Consider the following 18869-nt stretch of genomic DNA (forward strand, 5'->3'; position numbering starts at 1 on the left):
TTCTGCGTGGAAATCAACACAGCGCCTCAGGAAATCACGGATTTACCGTCAAATTTACCGCAAAAATATGTGGTTCTCGCTGCACCGCATAGGATTGCGAAAAACACTTAACTCACTGAATTTCAAAGAGTTATTCAAAATCCAAGACGCTGCTGGACGTCTTGGAATCACTGTAAATTATTCCCACTCGATGGTTGCTGGCGGCTTGGTGCTTACGTCGTAAGTCACGCGGTTGATGCCTCGCACTTCGTTGATGATGCGGCCAGACACCTTCTTCAGCAGGCCATAGGGCAGCTCGGCCCACTCGGCGGTCATGAAGTCGCTGGTCACCACGGCACGCAAGGCCACGACGTAGTCGTAGGTGCGGCCATCGCCCATCACGCCCACGCTCTTGACGGGCAAGAACACGGTGAAGGCCTGGCTGGTCAGGTCGTACCAGCTCTTGCCAGTGGCTTCCTCGATCCAGTTGTTCAGCTCTTCGATGAAGATGGCGTCGGCACGGCGCAGCAAGTCCGCGTATTCCTTCTTCACCTCGCCCAGAATGCGCACACCCAGGCCGGGACCGGGGAAGGGGTGGCGGTAGACCATGCCACGAGGCAGGCCCAGGGCCACGCCCAGTTCGCGCACTTCGTCCTTGAACAGATCGCGCAGGGGCTCCAGCAGTTTCAAGCCCAATTGCTCTGGCAAACCGCCCACGTTGTGGTGGCTCTTGATGGTGACCGCCTTCTTGGACTTTGCGCCGCCCGACTCGATCACGTCAGGGTAGATGGTGCCTTGGGCCAGGAAGGTCGCGCCCTTGGAACCAGCGGTTGCTGCCTTGAGCTTGGCAGCTTCAGACTTGAACACATCCACAAACAGGCCGCCGATGATCTTGCGCTTGGCTTCGGGCTCGGACACACCTGCCAGCTTGCCCAGGAACAGCTCGGAAGCATCGACGCGAATGACCTTGGCGTGCAGCTTGCCTTCGAACATGTCCATGACCATGTCGCCTTCATTGAGGCGCAGCAGACCGTGGTCCACAAACACGCAGGTCAACTGGTCGCCAATGGCGCGGTGAATCAGGGCTGCCGCCACGGACGAATCCACACCGCCAGACAGACCCAGAATCACTTCTTCGTCGCCCACTTGTTCGCGGATTTTCTTAACGGCTTCTTCGATGTAGTCGCCCATGATCCAGTCCGCTTGCGTGCCGCAGATGTCCAGCACAAAGCGGTTGAGCATGGCCTGGCCCTGCACGGTGTGCGTGACTTCGGGGTGGAACTGCACGGCGTAGTAACGGCGGGCTTCGTCGGCCATGCCGGCAATGGGGCACGACGGGGTCGATGCCATCACCTTGAAGCCTTCGGGCAGCTGGGTGACCTTGTCGCCGTGGCTCATCCACACTTTCAGCATGCCGTGGCCTTCGGCCGTGACAAAGTCTTCGATGCCTTCCAGCAGCTTGGTGTGACCGTGCGCGCGCACTTCGGCGTAGCCGAATTCGCGGCTGTCCGAGCCTTCCACCTTGCCGCCCAGTTGGGTAGCCATGGTTTGCATGCCGTAGCAAATGCCCAGCACGGGAATACCCAGCTCAAATACGGCGTCGGGCGCGCGGTCGTCCACTTCATAGACCGAAGCGTGGCTGCCCGACAGGATGATGCCCTTGAGCTTGCCGTCTGCGGCAAATTCGCGCACCCAGTCGCTGCTGACGTCGCAGGGGTGAACTTCGCAGTACACATGGGCTTCGCGCACGCGGCGTGCGATCAGCTGGGTGACTTGCGATCCGAAGTCAAGAATCAGAATCTTGTCATGTTGCATGGTGTGATCCAAAGGCAAGAGGAAGAAAAATCCGTTCAAAAATCCGCTGCAGCCAAGAGCGTGATTCCACGCTGCTGCGCTGCAGTGATCTGGGCAGGATCGAATGTTGCCAGCGGCAGTTTGAGGGACTGCGCCAGCCACAAATAAGCGGCGTCGTACACGGGCAGCCCGGTGTCCAACGCCACGTCCAGCACGGCTTTGTGCTGGGCGGGAGCTAAATCATGCAATTCGACACGGTGGCGAATGGCTTCCAGCACACCCCACAGCCCTTCGACCGAGCTGTGCGGAATACGCCCACTATTGACACCCGAGGCAATCAAATTGCCGCATTCCCACTGCCACAGGTTGGGGGCTTGCGGGTCCACCTCGTGGCGGCGAATACGGGTGTACAGGCGCTGCGTGTAGCTACTGGCGTTGTCAGGCAGCAGCCAGGCAGCGGTGACAGAGGCATCCATGACAAAGGCACTCATGCTTGGCTCCGCCCTGCCTGGCGCAATGCAACTACAGTTTCTGTAGCTGGAAGCGCACGCACTGTCTGCTGCAACGCGTGAATTTGTTCCAATTCACGGGCGATCTGCTCATCGGTAATTACGGGGCGACGGCGCACGGGCAACATGCGCACCACCTCTTTGCCATGGCGCGTAATGCGCACCTCTTCTCCCTGCTCGACCAGTTCGATCAAGGCAGAAAAGCGGGTTTTGGCTTCGTAGATACCAACAGATTGCATAGGTAGAAACAAAAAAATCTGGCCCAAGCCAGTAGCTCAGACCAGATTTTAGCATTCTGACCAGAATAAGGGTATTCAGGCCAGATCAGCACTGACCGTTAGTCGGCACGGTAATTGGGTGCTTCCTTGGTGATCTGCACATCGTGCACGTGGGATTCACGGATACCCGCAGCCGTAATCTCTACAAACTCGGCCTTCTCGTTCATCTCTTTGATGGTTCTGCAACCGCAGTAGCCCATGGAAGCACGCACACCGCCCGCCATTTGGTACACGATAGAAACCATGGAGCCCTTGTAAGGCACGCGCCCTTCGATACCTTCGGGCACCAGCTTGTCCGCATTCGGATTGCCGGTGCTCGATTCCTGGAAGTAACGGTCGGCAGAGCCTTGCTGCATCGCACCGATGGAGCCCATGCCGCGGTAGCTCTTGTAGGAGCGGCCTTGGTACAAAATCACTTCGCCAGGGGCTTCTTCCGTACCAGCAAACATGCCACCCATCATGATGGTGGATGCGCCTGCAGCCAGTGCCTTGGAGATATCGCCCGAGAAGCGGATACCACCGTCGCCAATCAAAGGTACGCCGGTGCCCTTGAGCGCTTCAGCCACATTGGAGATCGCCATGATCTGGGGCACGCCCACACCTGCCACGATACGTGTGGTGCAGATCGAACCAGGACCAATACCTACCTTCACGGCATCGGCGCCAGCCTCCACCAGGGCCAGCGCAGCAGCGCCAGTGGCGATATTGCCGCCGATCACGTCGATCTGTGGGTAGTTTTGCTTGACCCAACGCACGCGGTCGATCACACCCTTGGAGTGGCCATGTGCGGTATCAACCACGATAGCGTCTACACCGGCCTTCGCCAGCAGTTCCACGCGCTCTTCGGTACCAGCACCCACACCCACGGCAGCACCCACGCGCAAGCGACCTGCGGAGTCACGTGCAGCGTTGGGGAAGTTGGTTTGCTTGTTGATGTCCTTCACGGTGATCAAGCCCTTGAGTTCAAAGGCATCGTTCACCACCAAGATACGCTCCAGCTTGTGCTTGTTGAGCAGTGCCTTGGCTTCGGCGGGGGTGGTACCGTCTTTTTCATTGACGGTGATCAGCTTTTCGCGGGGCGTCATGATCTGGCTGACCTTGACGTCATAGCGCGTTTCAAAGCGCACGTCACGACTGGTCACGATACCGACCACCTTGCCGCCATCGCACACGGGGAAGCCGGAGATGCCACGTTCTTCCGACAGCTGCAGCACTTGCAGTACGGTGTGCGCAGGGGTGATGACAATCGGATCGTGCACCACGCCAGACTCATGGCGCTTGACCTTGGACACTTCGGCCGCTTGCTCTTCGGCAGTCATGTTCTTGTGGATCACACCAATACCGCCTTCTTGGGCAATCGCAATCGCCAAGCGCGCTTCCGTCACCGTGTCCATGGCCGCAGAGACCAAAGGCAGGTTCAACGTGATGTTGCGTGTGAACTGGGTGGAGAGAGATACGTCCTTGGGCAGGACTTCGGAGTAGGCGGGGACGAGCAGAACGTCGTCAAAAGTGAGTGCTTTTCCGAGAAGGCGCATTGTGAAGGCTCCAAAAGAAAGATTGTAGCTTTGTCCGTGCAAACCCGTGCCATGTACGCAACAAGAAACCTTGTGAGCGGGCGCTAAACTGGCGGCCATGAACACACACCAACTCTTGCTCGCCCTCGCTTTCTGCGCTTGCAGTTCCAGTGTTTTTGCCCAATGGCAGTGGATAGACGAGACAGGGCGCAAAGTTTTCAGCGATCGCCCGCCACCAGCACACATATCGCCAAAGCAGATTGTGAAACAGCCCCCAGGCACTCCAAAGGCCGTGGATAAAGTGCTCTACCCCAGCGCTGCCAATGAGCTGCCTGCGCCTGTAGCGCCTGCTGCACCCGTCGCTTCACCCACGCCAACCAGCCCTGCACCCGAGCCCAGCGCCAAGGAAGACGCCGAGAACGCGGCGCACGACAAAGCCCTTGAAGCACAACGCAAAGCCGATGAAGCAGAGCGCAAAAAGCAAGAGGCCCTGCAGGCCAAAGCCCGCCAGGAAAACTGCCAGCGCGCACGTGCAGCACAGGCCTCTTTGCAATCGGGCGGTCTTGTCACCTATGTCAATGAAAAAGGCGAGCGCGGCATCATGACGGAAGAGCGTCGCCAAGCCGATTTGCAACGCGCGAAAAAAATCGTCAAAGACAACTGCAAATAACACCCGTTGGTGAAGCGCCGAAGGCCAAGCCCCCCAGCAAACCGGCTCAATAGCCGGCTTTGCTATGAGCGCGGCGGCTGGCAAACAAGCCTGCACTGCGCGCACCTTGCTTGGCAAAGCGCTCTCGACGTGCTACCTTGGGGTCTACTTTGAGCGGCTGATAAACCTCTACACGATCACCAGTTTGCAAAGCTTGATTCAGCGCTTTCACGCGCCCCCAAATGCCGCAGCTTTGCGCGCTGTGCAGCGTCAAATTACAGGCTCGCAGTGCATCTTGCAGACAAGCGCCTGGCTCTAGTTGCACGGCTTGTTCTTGCAGCTGACCTTGGGCATTGACCCACACGACGTTGATACGCAGCATGTAGCGCCTCTCAACCGTAGACTTTTTCTGCGCGCTTGATGAACGCATCCACCATCGAATTGGCAATGCGGTCAAAGATGGGGCCAATCAGCGTCGCAATCGCCATGCTGTCAAAGCCGTAGTCCAGTTGCAGCTCAACTTTGCAGGCGCGCTGTGAGCCATCTCCGACCGGGTGAAAAATCCAATGCCCTTCCAGGCGCGAAAAAGGCCCTTTCACCAAGCGCATACTGATCTTGTGCTTGCCCTCATGCACATTGCGGGTGACGAAGGATTTTTTGAGCGCCCCCATGGACATCCCCACTTCGGCCGTCATGCCCTTTTCGTCCTGCTCCAGCACTTTGGTGTGTGAGCACCAGGGCAAAAACTCCGGATAGCGTGCCACGTCGGCCACCAGGGCAAACATTTCTTCAGGGCTATACCAAATGAGGACGGACTTGTTGACGTTTTTCATGAAAGCACAAAGCCAGCGCAGCTGAACCTTGGGGCATTGTGATGCCATACCGGTTACGCCGTGCTGGAGAAACTAGAATTGCTGCTTAAGCGGGAGAAACGCCCATTGTAGGTAGAGCCCGGCATCTGCGGGTCACCCGCTCAGAAAGACCCATGGCAAAAAAACCAGAAGCACCATCGCGCATCGCGGAAAACAAGAAGGCCGCGTTTGACTATTTCTTTGAAGAGCGCCACGAGGCAGGCATTGTGCTGCACGGCTGGGAAGTCAAGGCCCTGCGCAGTGGCAAGGCGCAAATCAGCGAAGGCTACGTCATCATCAAGGAAGGTGAGCTGTACCTGATTGGCTGCCAGATCCAGCCGCTCAAAACTGCTTCCACCCACGTCACCCCCGATGCAGCACGCATCAAAAAACTGTTGATGAAAAAAGACGAAATTCGTCGCCTCATCGGCAAGGTGGAGCAAAAAGGCTACACGCTGGTGCCCACCAAACTGTATTGGAAAAACGGTTTGGTCAAGTGCGATGTAGCGCTGGCCAAGGGCAAGGCCGAGCACGACAAGCGCGATGTCATCCGTGACCGCGAAGGCAAGCGCGAAGTAGAGCGCGCCATGAAGAGTCGCCACCGTTAGAACGACCATCAAAAAAAGAGCTACCTGCGCACGTCAGCACTAGGTTTTCAAGCCATAAAATCCAAAAAACCTTGCGAGGACTACGCAAGCAGCTCTTTATCTCATAGCGCCGGCCAACTTTGCTTGCGCTTGGTACAGCCGCTCCCTTATCGCGCCTTTCGCATTTCACACACTAGCCTGCCGTCAATCACTCAGTTCCCGCCTCCATGTGGAGACCTAAGGCAAGGCATTCACCCTCCTCCGCATCGCACGCTCAAAGCAGCGGTAGCACTGGGATTGCTGCGACGCTTGGAGGATTGAGGCAGCCCACAAATCCACGCGCATCCAGGGCGTGGATTCAGGCGCTTGGAGTCAAAGCCAGCAGGTGCAGCCACCACCCTCATACGCACTGGCGCATAGGGGGGCACCAGCGCAGAGCCAGCTAGTCACGCAAGGCTTGCAACGGGTGAGAGTGCGCCGGCCAGGGGCTGACAAAAAACGCACGCCACAGCGCTTCTGGCACATCCTCAATGCGCGCAGGGTTCCATTGCGGGTTGTGGTCTTTGTCCACCGCCAGCGCGCGGATGCCTTCCACCGCTTCGCTCTGGCCCGGGCGCAGGTAAAAGCAGTGGCGCACCATGTCGCGCTCCATGCGCAAATCAGTCGCCACATCCATGCTGCGCGCCCGGCGAATTTGCTCCAGCACCACAAACAGCATCAACGGCGAGCGCTTGCGCAGTGCGGCTGCGGTAGCTTGCGCCCATTCGCTGGTGTTATCTGCCTCCAGCGCATCAATCATGGCCTGCACCGTGGGCAGGCCAAATACGCGATCAATCTCCGCCGTGCTGCGCGCAGTACCCGGCGCCTGGCGGGCGGTGTGCGCTTGCACAAAAGCTTGCACCGCGTCGCCGCCGTCAAAGCTTTGCGCAGCCAGCGCATCCCACAGTGCCGCCTGCTGCGCAGCAGGCAGAAAAGCATCCGCCAGATTGAACGCCAGGGCATCGACCGCACCAATCGTGTCGCCGGTCAGTGCCAGCCACTCTCCCACCGCACCGGGGCAGCGCGAGAGAAAATACCCGCCGCCTACATCGGGGAACAGGCCAATGATGGTCTCAGGCATGGCCATCTTGGTCTTTTCGGTCACGATGCGCATGCTGGCACCCTGACTGATGCCCATGCCACCGCCCATGACGATGCCATCCATGAAGGCGATATACGGCTTGGGGTAGGTAAAGATCAGGTGGTTGAGCGCGTACTCTTCGGTAAAAAAGTCTTCCAGCGCAGGGTTACCCGTGCTGCCGGCCTGGTGCAAAAAGCGGATGTCGCCACCTGCGCAAAAATGCCCAAACACGCCTTCTTTGCTGCTGCCGCGAATGGCCACGGCCAGCACCTGCGGGTCATCTTTCCACGCCAGCAACTGGGCTAGCAAATCGCGCACCATGCCCAACGACAGCGCGTTGATGGCCTTGGGACGGTTGAGCGTGATAAAGCCGACGCGGCCACGTACTTCAGCCAGAACGTCTGCGGTAATTTCGGACATGGTGTTTTGCTCCCTAGGGGTGTCTCCAACAAAGCACGCACCATACCGCAGCGCAGTCACTCACTTTGTCACCCACGCTGCATTCCTAGGACAAACCATAGGTCTACCCCAAGGGGATACAGACGCAAAAAAGGCCGCAAGAAGCGGCCTTTTTCGGATGTGATGTTTGGGGCGGCTTGACTGGCAAACCGCCGCAGCACCGCAATTCAATTACGCGTCACGCGAAGCACGCTTGCGGTCGTGCTCTTTCAGGTGGCGCTTGCGCACGCGCAAGCTGGTGGGAGTGATTTCCAGCAACTCGTCGTCTTCGATGAATTCCACACCGTATTCCAGCGACAGATCGATAGGAGGCGTGATCTTGATCGCGTCTTCCTTGCCGGACACACGGAAGTTGGTCAGCTGCTTGGTACGTGTGGCGTTCACCACCAGGTCGTTGTCACGGCTGTGGATGCCGATGATCATGCCTTCGTACACAGGATCGCCAGCCTTGACAAACATGCGGCCGCGGTCGTCCAGCTTGCCCAAGGCGTAGGTGAAGATTTCACCGTCGTCCATGGAGATCAGTACACCGTTCTTGCGGCCACCGATGTCACCCTTATGGGGTTCGTAGCTGTCGAAGATGTTGGAAATCAGACCGGATCCACGCGTCAGGTTCAGGAATTCGTTGGTGAAACCGATCAGGCCACGCGCAGGAATGCGGTATTCCAGACGTACACGGCCACGTCCATCGGGTTCCATGTTCACCAGCTCGCCCTTGCGCTCGCCCAGGGCTTGCATCACGCCGCCTTGGTGGCCTTCTTCGATGTCGGCAGTTACCAGCTCGATAGGCTCATGCTTCACACCGTCGATTTCTTGCATCACGACGCGGGGCTTGGACACTGCCAGCTCGTAGCCTTCACGACGCATTTCTTCCAGCAAGATGGTCAGGTGCAATTCACCACGGCCAGACACTTCAAAGATACCGTCTTCATCGGTTTCTTTGACGCGCAGCGCTACGTTGGAGCGCAGTTCCTTTTGCAGGCGATCCCAGATCTGACGGCTGGTCACAAACTTGCCTTCACGACCTGCCAGGGGCGAGGTGTTCACGCAGAAGTTCATGGTCAATGTGGGCTCATCAATCTTCAGCATCGGCAGAGGCTGGGGATTGGCAGGGTCCGTCACGGTTTCGCCGATACCGATGTTTTCGATACCGCTGATCAGCACGATCTCGGAAGGACCAGCTTCCGTAGCCTGCACGCGATCCAGACCTTGGAAAGTGTGCACTTGGTTGATCTTGCCGGTATAAGCCTTGCCGTCAGGACCCGCCATCACAGCCACTTGCTGGCCGGGCTTGAGCGTACCTTGGGTGATACGACCCACGCCGATACGGCCCACGAATGTGGAGTAGTCCAGCGCGGACACTTGCAGCTGCAAAGGCGCATTGGCATCGCCCTGCACCGCTGGCACGTGTTCCAAAATGGTCTCAAACAGGGCCGACATGTCGGGGCCCCACTGCGCGCCGGGCTCGCCCTCTTCCTTGGAAGACCAGCCGTTGATGCCCGAGGCGTACACCACGGGGAAGTCCAGCTGCTCGTCGGTAGCACCCAGCTTGTCAAACAAGTCGAAAGCGGCGTTGATCACCTTGTCGGGGTTGGCACCGGGCTTGTCCACCTTGTTCACCACCACGATAGGACGCAGGCCCAGAGCCAGTGCCTTCTTGGTAACGAAGCGCGTCTGGGGCATGGGGCCTTCTTGCGCGTCGATCAGCAGCACCACACCGTCCACCATGGACAGGGCACGCTCCACTTCACCACCGAAGTCCGCGTGGCCGGGTGTGTCGAGGATGTTGATGTGGGTGTCCTTCCAGGACACGGCACAGTTCTTGGCCAAGATGGTGATGCCGCGCTCACGTTCGATGGCGTGGTTGTCCATCACGGTGTCAACGACTTTTTCGTGCTCGGCAAATGTGCCGGAAGAGCGCAGCAGCTGGTCCACCATGGTGGTCTTACCATGGTCAACGTGCGCGATGATCGCAATGTTGCGGATTTGTTTGCTCATAATGTTTCCAAATGACCGTGCTTTTCAAAGGCGCGGTGTGGCTTCCAAAATTTGTTGAATTTCCAGGGGGCTGAGCAGGCGATCAGGAATCAGCTCCCCGCTTGTGATGTGTGCCACACCCAACAAAGCGGGCGGCGCATCTCCATACACGGCAACGGCCTCGGCATCGGGCCAGTCACCTCGGCGGCGCAAACCGGTCAAAAAACGACCGCTTTCACGCGCATCCAACGTCACACGGGTATGGGCATGCAGCAGACAATCTGCTGGCTGCACATAGGCCATGCGCTCTTCCTCGGGCATGTTGATCAATGCATCTAAGCTGATGCAACGATCCACACCAATGCCGCCCGTATCGGTTCGGCGCAGCGAACGCAGGTGAGCGCCGCAACCGAGCGCCTCCCCCATGTCCTCTGCCAATGTTCGAATATAAGTGCCTTTGCTGCAAGTTACCGTCAGTTGCAACGCATCGCAGCCGTCCGCATCCTTGCACAAAACGATGTCAAGTGCATGAATGGTCACGTTGCGCGCAGGGCGCTCCACCTCTAGGCCAGCGCGCGCATACTCGTACAGGGCTTTGCCATCTTTTTTGAGGGCACTGTACATCGGCGGCACTTGGCTGATAGGGCCGGTAAAGCGCTGCTGCACCTGTGCCAGCACCTCAGGGGTGATGGCGGACAGATCGACCGGGCGCTCGCGCACCACGTCACCTTCGGCATCGGCCGTGGTGGTGACCTGGCCCAAACGGGCCACTGCAATATAGGTTTTGGCAGCTTCAAGCTGCAGCTGGCTGAACTTGGTGGCCGCTCCAAAGCACAACGGCAGCACGCCGGTGGCCAGAGGGTCCAAAGTTCCAGTATGTCCGGCCTTTTCAGCACGCAACAACCACTTCACCTTCTGCAAAGCGTCATTGCTGGAAAGGCCCAGCGGTTTATCGAGCAGCACTACCCCATGCACAGGGCGCCGCTGCACCCGTGTGCGCGTGGCGTTCATGCTTATTGGGCCTCTTCAGGTCCGCGTGACGCCACAGCCTTGGCAATCAAGGCGTTCATATCGGCAGCACGCTCTGTCGTGCGGTCGTAGATGAAGTGCAGCGTGGGAACAGTGTGAATGTGCAAACGCTTGAACAAGCCGTTGCGCAGAAAACCTGCCGCTTGGTTCAAGGCCTTTTGGGATTCATCGGGATCACCAATGAGCAAGCTAAAGAAGACTTTGGCGTGCGCATAGTCGGGCGTGACTTCCACGCTTTGCAAGGTGACCATGCCTACGCGCGGGTCCTTCAACTCGCGGGCGATCAGCTCCGACAGATCACGCTGGATCTGGTCAGAGACTTTAAAGCTGCGGTTAGGCGCAGCAGATTTACGTTTAGGTGCCATTAAAAATTAGGAGCTAGTAGCGCTAGTCAGATAAGGGTTTGAAAGCCTTTCGACCTTCAAACCCTTTATTCATCAGCGCTGGCAGCTATGGTTTACAGCGTACGCGCGATTTCCTTGATTTCGAACACTTCCAACACATCGCCTTCGCGGATGTCGTTGTAGTTGCGCAGCTTGATACCGCACTCGAAGCCTTCCTTGACTTCCTTGACGTCGTCCTTCAGACGGCGCAGCGATTCGATTTCGCCGGTGTAGATCACCACATTGTCGCGCAGCAAACGGAAGTGTGCATTGCGAACCACATGACCTTGGGTGATGTACGAACCAGCAATCGTGCCAATCTTGGTCGCCACAAACACGGTGCGAATCTCGGCCATACCGATGATTTCTTCACGCTTCTCAGGAGCCAGCATGCCGGACATGGCGGACTTCACTTCATCTACCGCATCGTAAATGATGTTGTAGTAACGCAGATCCACATCATTGCCTTCAGCCGTCTTACGGGCTTGAACGTCAGCACGCACGTTGAAGCCAATGATGATGGCCTTGGAAGCCAGCGCCAGGTTGACGTCGGACTCGGAGATACCACCCACACCCGAGTACACAATCTGCACCTTGACTTCGTCGGTCGACAGCTTGAGCAGCGAGGCAGCCAGTGCTTCCTGCGAGCCTTGCATGTCGGCCTTGATGATCAAAGGCAGTACCTGCACTTCGCCAGCGCTCAAATCGGCAAACATGTTCTCCAGCTTGGCGGCTTGCTGCTTGGCCAGCTTGGTGTTGCGGAACTTGCCAGCGCGGTAGGTGGCAATTTCACGGGCACGGCGCTCATCGGCCATCACCATGAAGTCGTCACCCGCCTGAGGCACATCCGACAGACCCTGGATTTCCACAGGAATCGAAGGACCGGCTTCCTTGGCTTGCTTGCCATCTTCGTCCAACATGGCACGCACGCGGCCATAAGTTTGACCAGCCAGCACCACATCGCCCACCTTCAGCGTACCCGACTGCACCAGCACGGTAGCCACCGAGCCGCGGCCCTTGTCCAGTTGCGCCTCGATCACCAGCCCCTTGGCCGATGCATCTACAGGCGCCTTGAGCTCCATCACTTCCGCTTGCAGCAGTACCTGCTCCAACAGCTCGTCGATACCCATACCGGTCTTGGAAGACACCGCCACGAAGGGCGAATCACCGCCGTACTCTTCAGGCAGCACCTCTTCCACCACCAACTCTTGCTTGACCTTCTCAGGATTGGCTTCGGGCTTGTCAGCCTTGGTAATCGCCACCACGATAGGAACGCCAGCCGCCTTGGCGTGCTTGATAGCTTCCTTGGTCTGGGGCATCACGCCGTCGTCGGCCGCACACACCAGAATCACGATGTCGGTGGACTGTGCACCACGGGCACGCATGGCGGTAAACGCCTCGTGGCCGGGAGTGTCCAAGAAAGTGACGATACCGCGTGGTGTTTCCACGTGGTAAGCACCAATGTGCTGGGTAATACCACCAGCTTCACCAGAAGCCACACGCGAGCGACGGATGTAGTCCAGCAGCGAGGTCTTACCGTGGTCCACGTGACCCATCACGGTAACCACAGGTGCACGTGGCAACAGCTCGCCCGTGTACTTGGATGCATCTTCTTCGCTAAACGCTTCAGGAGAATCCAGCGCAGCCACCTTGGCGGTGTGGCCCATTTCCTCCACCACAATCATGGCGGTGTCTTGGTCCAACGGCTGGTTGATGGTGACCATCTGGCCCATCTTCATCAGCACCTTGATCAGCTCAGAAGCCTTCACCGCCATCTTGTGGGCAAGTTCGGCCACAGTGATGGTTTCTGGCACCGAGATTTCCAATGCACGGAACTCTTGCTGCTGCTGGCTTTGATGCTGGTCATTGCGATCACCGCGACGGCCACCGCGTGGACCACCGCGCCAGCTCGAGCGACCTACGCCACCAGAGCTATCGCCACGGGTCTTGATTTCTTTCTTCTTGCCAGCGTCATTACCCCAGGTCGAAGACAGCTTAGAAGACTTAACTTCCTTGTCCTTGCCACCACGGTTAGCTGTCGAAGACTCTTTCTCCTTGGCAGTGGCCGGTGCGGCGCCCTTGGCATCCTTGGCAGGTGCTTTCTTGGCATCTGCTGCTGGAGCGGCTACAGCCTTCTTGGGCTCTTCAGGCTTCTTGGCAACCAGCACCTTCTTGGGCGCAGCCATCATCGCGCGAATCGCTTCAGCTTCTTGCAAAGCCTTGCGACGGCGATCATCCAGATCCTTGGCACGTGCAGCTTCTTCTGCAGCACGTTGGCGCGATTCTTCCTCGGCCTTAGCGCGCGCTTCTGCTTGCGCCTTGGCACGCGCCTCTGCGAATGCTGCATTGTTTTCAGCAACTTCCTTCGCAGCTTCCTTGGCTTGACGCGCCTTGGCGGCCTCTGCTGCTGCGTAAGCAGCAGCGCGCTCTTCTGCCTCACGCTCCTTGCGTGCACGGTCTTCGCGCTCTTCTCGCTCTTGGCGCTCGCGCACCAACTCAACTTCTTCTTGACTAATCATCTCTGCTTGCTTGCGGGCCTCTTCCTCGCGGCGTACCAACTCTTGAGAAGCTTGCGCAGCTTGAGCAGAACGGGCTGCAGCCTCTGCAACCACCTCGGGGGCATCGTCACGTTTGATGAAAGTACGCTTTTTGCGCACTTCCACTTGAATGGTGCGGGCTTTGCCAGTGGCATCAGCCTGCTTGATCTCGCTGGTCGACTTTTTCGTCAGCGTGATCTTCTTTTTGCTGTCATCAGAGCCATGGCTGGCTTTGAGGTACGACAGCAGTTTTTGCTTATCAGCTTCCGTCAACGCGTCGGTGCTGGAATTCTTCCCAACGCCTGCGGCTTTGAGTTGTTCCAACAGAGTCTCAGGGGATTTTTTAAGTTCGTTAGCGAACTCGGCAACAGTGTTCAAAGACATATCTCCGTTCGATCCTCCCTGACCCTTATTCCTGACCGTCGGTGAACCAATGTTCACGCGCCTTCATGATCAAAGCCTTGGCTTCGTCTTCGGTTTGACCGGTCAATTCGGTCAGTTCATCGATGGCCAAATCGGCCAAGTCATCACGAGTCAACACGCCACCAGCAGCCAACTTGGCCACCAGCTCAGGTGTCAAACCTTCCAGGTCACGCAACTCTTGCGAGACACCGCTTACGCTTTCTTCTTGAGCAATTTCCATGGTCAGCAGCGCATCCTTGGCACGGGCACGCAACTCAGCCACAGTTTCCTCATCAAAAGCCTCAATTTCCAGCATCTCAGACAGCGGCACATAAGCCACTTCTTCCAAGCTGCCAAAGCCTTCTTCAACCAGGATGCCAGCCAGCTCTTCATCCACATCCAGCTTTTCCATGAAGAGCTTGCGCGCAGAGTCTGTCTCTTCTGCTTGCTTCTGAGCAGATTCAGCCGCATCCATGATATTGATCTTCCAGCCCGTCAGGTCCGAAGCCAAACGCACGTTCTGACCACCACGGCCAATCGCGATAGCGAGATTTTCCTCATCTACCACCACATCCATGGCGTGCTTTTCTTCATCCACAACGATAGAAGAGACATTCGCCGGCGCCAAGGCCCCGATCACAAATTGTGCCGGGTCTTCAGACCACAACACAATGTCCACACGCTCACCCGCCAACTCCGTAGTCACGGCATTGACGCGTGTACCGCGCACACCTACACAGGTACCGATCGGGTCTACACGCTTGTCATGCGAAACCACTGCGATCTTGGCACGGCTGCCGGGATCACGCGCACAGCTCTTGATTTCCAGTAGACCTTGCTCAATCTCTGGCACTTCGTTGCGGAACAACTCAATCATGAACTCAGGTGCCGAGCGCGACAGAATGATCGGCGCACCGCGCAAGGTCAGATCCACTTCCATGATCATGGCGCGGACACGGTCCCCATTGCGCAAGTTCTCCTTAGGGATCATCTCGCTGCGACGCAGGCGGCCTTCCACACGACCAGATTCGACAATGATGTCGCCTTTGTCCATGCGCTTGACAGTGCCCGTGAAGATTTTTTCGCCACGTGCCATGAATTCGTTGAGCAGCATTTCGCGCTCAGCGTCACGAATTTTTTGCAAGATTACCTGCTTGGCGGTCATTGCACCAATGCGGCCAATCGGCAAAGACTCAATCTGCTCTTCAATGAACTCACCGACTTGGATACCTGGTACGCGCTCTTCCGCGTCCATCAGCATTTCCTCTGCTTCAGGATTTTGCAGACCCGCATCATCGGGCACCACCATCCAGCGTCGGAAAGTGTCGTAGTCACCGCTATCGCGATCAATCGCAACACGAATATCTACTTCGCCTTCATACAGCTTCTTGGTAGCTTGTGCCAAAGCCAGTTCAACGGCACCAAACACCACATCGCGTTCTACGTTCTTTTCGCGCGAAATGGCCTCAACCAACATCAACAGTTCGCGGTTCATGCGATGACTCTCCTAATTTCAATTCTTTCAAGCGTGGCACCTGAAGGGGCACCTGTTTGCTGTGACATGCATCTCAAGCGGGCTTGGCGCCACGCCCCTTGAAGTTCACCACAGGTGCCAGACGCGCTTCTCGCAACTCATCCAGCGCAAAGCCCATCGCCTGCAACGGTGCGGGCTCACGTTTTTTACTCACTTTTGCACCGGGCTTGCGCGCAGGCTCGTCACTCCAGACAATCTGCCAGCCCCCTGCTTCCGCTCGCTCTAGCGTTCCACGAAACTTTTTACGATTTGCGTTCACGACACCGCCGCCGGCAGCGCCAATCGGCTCTTTGAGAGTGATATCGATTTCGGAACCCACGAAACGCACAAAGTCTTGCTCGTGGCGCAAAGGGCGATCAATACCAGGAGACGAGACTTCCAAACGGGCGTAGTCCACACCATCGACTTCTAATGCAAACTGCAGTTGACGCGTAACTTTCTCACAGTCTTCGACTGTCACAAAAGCTTCTGGCAACGAATCCACGCCTTCTTCAGGCGCCTGCCAAGGCAAGTCGATGGTGATGCGCAGCAATCCACCTGCGGATCGTTCAATCTCCACCAGGTCATAGCCCAGACCCGTTACGGTTTGTTCAACAATTTGCTGTAGTGCCACGTGCGAAGTTCTATCCCGGAAGTACAAAAAACCCGATAACCATCCTGCAATTAGCTTGCTGGCGGCTTCGAGCTCCAAATGCAAGCGACCAAAAAAAAGGGCGGTTGGTACCCGCCCGTTTGGTCGTGAATGTTTTATTGTATCCGCAAAGCATTGATTCGCAATGTCAAGCTGCACGAATTCCTGCAGCGTTTAGCGCAAATGCCCTGCAATACGCTGCCACAAAGCGTTCGCTTCCACCGGCAACAAAGACGACGCTAGCTGGCCATCCATCAGCGATTGCAGCAAGCGCTCCAGCACTTTCACCTGCGGCAACAGAGGCCCCAAGAACATGGCACGGTCACCGCGACCAATCAGTAGTGTGGGAAAGGTTTCCACATCCACGTCACCCACCAACGCTTCTTGATCTTCGACATCCACCCACCCAAAACGCACCTGCGGAAATTTTTTGCTTAGCGCTTGGAATTGCGGCTCGTACTGGCGACACACACCGCACCACGCGGCGCACAGACACACCACACTCCAGGTTGCACCGATGGGAGCCGCTGGCTGCCCTGCCTTCGCAGAATTGTCACTGCCCATGTTTACTTTCTTTGCACAGCACAAGGCTGCCTCGAAAATCCAAAGCTTTGCATCGTAACCATTCGAGGCACCTTGCACTTTGGTGCGGGCAAAGACAAAGTGCCGCCCGCAGATTTAGCTGGAGCAGCAGAGCAAAACAAAAAAGCCCCAGGCAGGGCCTGAGGCTTTTGGAGCAAGTGGAGAAGCGATCAAGCCACCCCAGCTACGCAGATTAACCTGCGTGAGCGCGCTTGCCTGGATTCTTCTTGCTGCGAGTGTGCGAACCACGTTCCAAACTCACACGCTGACCACGACCTTGAGCCAACAGGGTCACGCCGTTAGGAGCAACGGGACGGGGGGTGCGCTTGCGATCAGCTTCAGTAACGATCTTATTGCCCATGGCAATCTCTCCAGTTGAGGTTTCAGTAAACCCGGTATTTTTCCACACACTGCAGGGCAACGTGACGGCGGGATTGGAAAAATTGTCTCATATCTTGGCATTTCAATCTTTTTCAGGCCATTTTGGGCATGTGCGCCACAGCTTGCGCGCATCTGGACACGCATTCACGGGCGCGACCTACAACCTGGCTCGCCTTCTGCTACAAATACTGTGTGCTTTGCGAGCGCACCACCCAGGTGCTCCACGTTATTTGCCACAGGACTTTGCCTATGTCTTTCTTTCGCCGATCTTGCAAGACCGACATGACCTCTCACTGCCCTCGCTGCGAGGACCAAGACAAACTGCGCCACTGCTTGCACAGCCTCAAAACCAGCTTGCAGCAACACACCAGCGACCACCTCCCCCCTGAGCGCAGCAACATGCGCCTGAGCAGCGCGGCGCTGTGCACCGTAGGCTTGGCCGCGCTGGCAGGGGCTGCGCTGTATGCCTCGCGCAGCCCTCGTGTACCAGAGGGAATTCGGCCGGTAGAAAATTTTGATATCGACCGATACCTGGGCAAATGGTATGAATTGGCGCGTATCGATCACAGTTTTGAAAAGGGCTTACAACGCACCCAGGCGGAATACAGCCGCAACCACCAGGGGAGCATTGACGTCACCAACCGCGGCTACGACCCCAAGCGCGGGGAATGGAAAATTTCTCGCGGCAGGGCCAAGCCCACCATTGCTGCCGACATTGCCGCACTGAAAGTATCCTTTTTTGGCCCGTTTTACGCGGGCTACAACGTGGTTGCGCTGGATGACGACTACCAGTGGGCCATGGTGATTGGCTCATCACTGAAGTATTTCTGGATTCTTTCACGCTCGCCATCCTTGCCTAAGGGGGTGGAAGAGCGGCTGTTGCAACAGGCCCACCTGCTCGGGGTAGACACCCAAAAAATACTTTGGGTACACCAAGACGGCGTCAACCCCACGGGCAGCTATAAATAACAAAGCATGTTGCGCTTTTCCAGCAAAGTTTTCAGTTTGATTTCACACTAAAAACTCTGATTTACAAGCGCCAACTGCTATAAAAAAGGCTCCACAGGAGCCTTTTTTGTTTCGCCCCAAGTGCATAGCCGCTGACTGCGCACAGCCGGCAGTTCCTTCGCGGATTAATTGCCCAAAATTAACTGCGCAATTACGCCCGTGGCAATTGCTACCAGCAGGTAATCACTGCCGTACTGCACCCAGTGATAGCCACGGGGTGGACGCTTGAGCCCATGTCCGTGCCAATCATTGACCACGTACTGGTGCGAGCGGTATTGCTGTGGCACGCGCGAGCCCTTCACCCAATTGTGATTGGGCCCAGCCCCCATGCGTTTGGCCTGCCCGGGAGGCATGCCATGGGGGTGACCGGGGTGCTGAGGCTGCGCCTGATAGTGCGGTGCTGGGTGATGACGCCCTGGCTGTGCGTGCTGCGGGCCTTTTTGGTGCTTTTTTTGCGCACCATGTTCTGGCCCCTGCGGGCCACGTGGGCCGGGTTGTGCAAAAGCACTCAGTGACGACACACCGAGCACCAATGCGGTCATCACTGCGGTTATGCGTTGTTTTTTCATGATGAAGCCCTTTCGTGGCTGATTGCGTGAAGCCGCATGCTAAGACGGCCTTGCAAGCCGCATGTTCAACTTTTGTAAAGTTGCGGCAAAAAATGA

19 protein-coding genes are annotated in these 18869 nt (G+C 57.1%); 3 read left to right on the forward strand and 16 right to left on the reverse strand.

The annotated features are described in order from the left end of the window. Positions 1-177 precede the first annotated feature (177 nt). The 4 genes from guaA to guaB all read right to left on the reverse strand — a co-directional run bounded on the left by guaA (position 178) and on the right by guaB (position 4095). Positions 178-1794 (reverse strand): glutamine-hydrolyzing GMP synthase, encoded by a 1617-nt coding sequence (gene guaA / locus B3R00_RS00310; RefSeq protein WP_286996732.1) that lies wholly within the window; start codon positions 1792-1794, stop codon positions 178-180. A gap of 35 nt (positions 1795-1829) precedes the next feature. Continuing rightward, positions 1830-2264, reverse strand: a complete 435-nt coding sequence (locus B3R00_RS00315; RefSeq protein WP_286996734.1) for a type II toxin-antitoxin system VapC family toxin — start codon at positions 2262-2264, stop codon at positions 1830-1832. Further along, complete coding sequence (locus tag B3R00_RS00320) at positions 2261-2521, reverse strand: type II toxin-antitoxin system Phd/YefM family antitoxin (protein ID WP_286996736.1); 261 nt, start codon at positions 2519-2521, stop codon at positions 2261-2263. The genes B3R00_RS00315 and B3R00_RS00320 overlap by 4 nt, the downstream gene beginning before the upstream one ends. Positions 2522-2619: 98 nt before the next feature. Continuing rightward, positions 2620-4095, reverse strand: a complete 1476-nt coding sequence (guaB, locus tag B3R00_RS00325; RefSeq protein ID WP_286996738.1) for an IMP dehydrogenase — start codon at positions 4093-4095, stop codon at positions 2620-2622. 241 nt (positions 4096-4336) lie between these two features. Here guaB and B3R00_RS00330 point away from each other — a divergent pair, with 241 nt between their 5' ends. Continuing rightward, positions 4337-4744 carry a DUF4124 domain-containing protein gene (locus B3R00_RS00330; RefSeq protein ID WP_286996739.1) on the forward strand — a complete coding sequence of 136 codons (408 nt, stop codon included), beginning with the start codon at positions 4337-4339 and terminating at the stop codon, positions 4742-4744. A gap of 46 nt (positions 4745-4790) precedes the next feature. On the opposite strand, the gene B3R00_RS00335 is transcribed toward B3R00_RS00330, so the two are convergent. Next, a complete protein-coding gene (locus tag B3R00_RS00335; protein ID WP_286996740.1) occupies positions 4791-5105 on the reverse strand; it encodes an RnfH family protein in 315 nt (104 codons plus the stop codon). 10 nt (positions 5106-5115) lie between these two features. Next, positions 5116-5556 (reverse strand): type II toxin-antitoxin system RatA family toxin, encoded by a 441-nt coding sequence (locus B3R00_RS00340; protein ID WP_284213281.1) that lies wholly within the window; start codon positions 5554-5556, stop codon positions 5116-5118. Positions 5557-5708: 152 nt separating this feature from the next. Between B3R00_RS00340 and smpB the strand changes: the two genes are divergently transcribed. Further along, positions 5709-6182, forward strand: a complete 474-nt coding sequence (gene smpB, locus B3R00_RS00345; protein WP_219164377.1) for an SsrA-binding protein SmpB — start codon at positions 5709-5711, stop codon at positions 6180-6182. Between the two features lie 421 nt (positions 6183-6603). On the opposite strand, the gene B3R00_RS00350 is transcribed toward smpB, so the two are convergent. The 9 genes from B3R00_RS00350 to B3R00_RS00390 form a co-directional block, all read right to left on the reverse strand. Then, positions 6604-7701, reverse strand: coding sequence for an enoyl-CoA hydratase/isomerase family protein (locus B3R00_RS00350; protein WP_286996743.1), 1098 nt, complete (start codon positions 7699-7701; stop codon positions 6604-6606). A gap of 210 nt (positions 7702-7911) precedes the next feature. After that, positions 7912-9738 (reverse strand): translational GTPase TypA, encoded by a 1827-nt coding sequence (typA, locus tag B3R00_RS00355; protein WP_284213279.1) that lies wholly within the window; start codon positions 9736-9738, stop codon positions 7912-7914. A 24-nt stretch (positions 9739-9762) separates the two neighbouring features. Then, positions 9763-10728, reverse strand: a complete 966-nt coding sequence (gene truB / locus B3R00_RS00360; protein WP_286996744.1) for a tRNA pseudouridine(55) synthase TruB — start codon at positions 10726-10728, stop codon at positions 9763-9765. A 2-nt stretch (positions 10729-10730) separates the two neighbouring features. Next, on the reverse strand, positions 10731-11111 hold the full coding sequence (rbfA, locus tag B3R00_RS00365; protein WP_174863747.1) for a 30S ribosome-binding factor RbfA: 381 nt from the start codon (positions 11109-11111) through the stop codon (positions 10731-10733). 92 nt (positions 11112-11203) lie between these two features. Next, complete coding sequence (gene infB, locus B3R00_RS00370; RefSeq protein WP_286996747.1) at positions 11204-14050, reverse strand: translation initiation factor IF-2; 2847 nt, start codon at positions 14048-14050, stop codon at positions 11204-11206. Positions 14051-14075: 25 nt separating this feature from the next. Then, entirely contained in the window at positions 14076-15563 is a 1488-nt protein-coding gene (gene nusA / locus B3R00_RS00375) for a transcription termination factor NusA (RefSeq protein WP_219164372.1), read from the reverse strand. Positions 15564-15636: 73 nt separating this feature from the next. Then, a complete protein-coding gene (rimP, locus tag B3R00_RS00380; RefSeq protein ID WP_286996748.1) occupies positions 15637-16215 on the reverse strand; it encodes a ribosome maturation factor RimP in 579 nt (192 codons plus the stop codon). A gap of 192 nt (positions 16216-16407) precedes the next feature. Beyond that, positions 16408-16797, reverse strand: coding sequence for a thioredoxin family protein (locus B3R00_RS00385; RefSeq protein ID WP_286996749.1), 390 nt, complete (start codon positions 16795-16797; stop codon positions 16408-16410). A gap of 211 nt (positions 16798-17008) precedes the next feature. Continuing rightward, a complete protein-coding gene (locus B3R00_RS00390; protein ID WP_219164369.1) occupies positions 17009-17176 on the reverse strand; it encodes a hypothetical protein in 168 nt (55 codons plus the stop codon). 269 nt (positions 17177-17445) lie between these two features. Between B3R00_RS00390 and B3R00_RS00395 the strand changes: the two genes are divergently transcribed. Continuing rightward, positions 17446-18165: a lipocalin family protein gene (locus B3R00_RS00395; RefSeq protein WP_286996750.1), complete on the forward strand. Its 720-nt coding sequence runs from the start codon at positions 17446-17448 to the stop codon at positions 18163-18165. A gap of 164 nt (positions 18166-18329) precedes the next feature. On the opposite strand, the gene B3R00_RS00400 is transcribed toward B3R00_RS00395, so the two are convergent. After that, positions 18330-18773, reverse strand: coding sequence for an RcnB family protein (locus B3R00_RS00400; protein ID WP_286996751.1), 444 nt, complete (start codon positions 18771-18773; stop codon positions 18330-18332). Positions 18774-18869: the final 96 nt, after the last annotated feature.

Source organism: Comamonas sp. UBA7840 (assembly GCF_002501455.1).
GTDB lineage: Bacteria > Pseudomonadota > Gammaproteobacteria > Burkholderiales > Burkholderiaceae_C > Comamonas > Comamonas jiangduensis.

What these genes read in the sequence shown, in the direction of transcription:
- guaA (WP_286996732.1), bottom strand. Translation starts at nt 1,794, where the DNA reads ATGCAACATGACAAGATTCTGATTCTTGACTTCGGATCGCAAGTCACC.
- B3R00_RS00335 (WP_286996740.1), bottom strand. Translation starts at nt 5,105, where the DNA reads ATGCTGCGTATCAACGTCGTGTGGGTCAATGCCCAAGGTCAGCTGCAA.
- B3R00_RS00320 (WP_286996736.1), bottom strand. Translation starts at nt 2,521, where the DNA reads ATGCAATCTGTTGGTATCTACGAAGCCAAAACCCGCTTTTCTGCCTTG.
- B3R00_RS00340 (WP_284213281.1), bottom strand. Translation starts at nt 5,556, where the DNA reads ATGAAAAACGTCAACAAGTCCGTCCTCATTTGGTATAGCCCTGAAGAA.
- B3R00_RS00390 (WP_219164369.1), bottom strand. Translation starts at nt 17,176, where the DNA reads ATGGGCAATAAGATCGTTACTGAAGCTGATCGCAAGCGCACCCCCCGT.
- B3R00_RS00315 (WP_286996734.1), bottom strand. Translation starts at nt 2,264, where the DNA reads ATGAGTGCCTTTGTCATGGATGCCTCTGTCACCGCTGCCTGGCTGCTG.
- infB (WP_286996747.1), bottom strand. Translation starts at nt 14,050, where the DNA reads ATGTCTTTGAACACTGTTGCCGAGTTCGCTAACGAACTTAAAAAATCC.
- B3R00_RS00400 (WP_286996751.1), bottom strand. Translation starts at nt 18,773, where the DNA reads ATGAAAAAACAACGCATAACCGCAGTGATGACCGCATTGGTGCTCGGT.
- B3R00_RS00350 (WP_286996743.1), bottom strand. Translation starts at nt 7,701, where the DNA reads ATGTCCGAAATTACCGCAGACGTTCTGGCTGAAGTACGTGGCCGCGTC.
- rbfA (WP_174863747.1), bottom strand. Translation starts at nt 11,111, where the DNA reads ATGGCACCTAAACGTAAATCTGCTGCGCCTAACCGCAGCTTTAAAGTC.
- typA (WP_284213279.1), bottom strand. Translation starts at nt 9,738, where the DNA reads ATGAGCAAACAAATCCGCAACATTGCGATCATCGCGCACGTTGACCAT.
- guaB (WP_286996738.1), bottom strand. Translation starts at nt 4,095, where the DNA reads ATGCGCCTTCTCGGAAAAGCACTCACTTTTGACGACGTTCTGCTCGTC.
- truB (WP_286996744.1), bottom strand. Translation starts at nt 10,728, where the DNA reads ATGAACGCCACGCGCACACGGGTGCAGCGGCGCCCTGTGCATGGGGTA.
- B3R00_RS00385 (WP_286996749.1), bottom strand. Translation starts at nt 16,797, where the DNA reads ATGGGCAGTGACAATTCTGCGAAGGCAGGGCAGCCAGCGGCTCCCATC.
- nusA (WP_219164372.1), bottom strand. Translation starts at nt 15,563, where the DNA reads ATGAACCGCGAACTGTTGATGTTGGTTGAGGCCATTTCGCGCGAAAAG.
- B3R00_RS00395 (WP_286996750.1), top strand. Translation starts at nt 17,446, where the DNA reads ATGTCTTTCTTTCGCCGATCTTGCAAGACCGACATGACCTCTCACTGC.
- smpB (WP_219164377.1), top strand. Translation starts at nt 5,709, where the DNA reads ATGGCAAAAAAACCAGAAGCACCATCGCGCATCGCGGAAAACAAGAAG.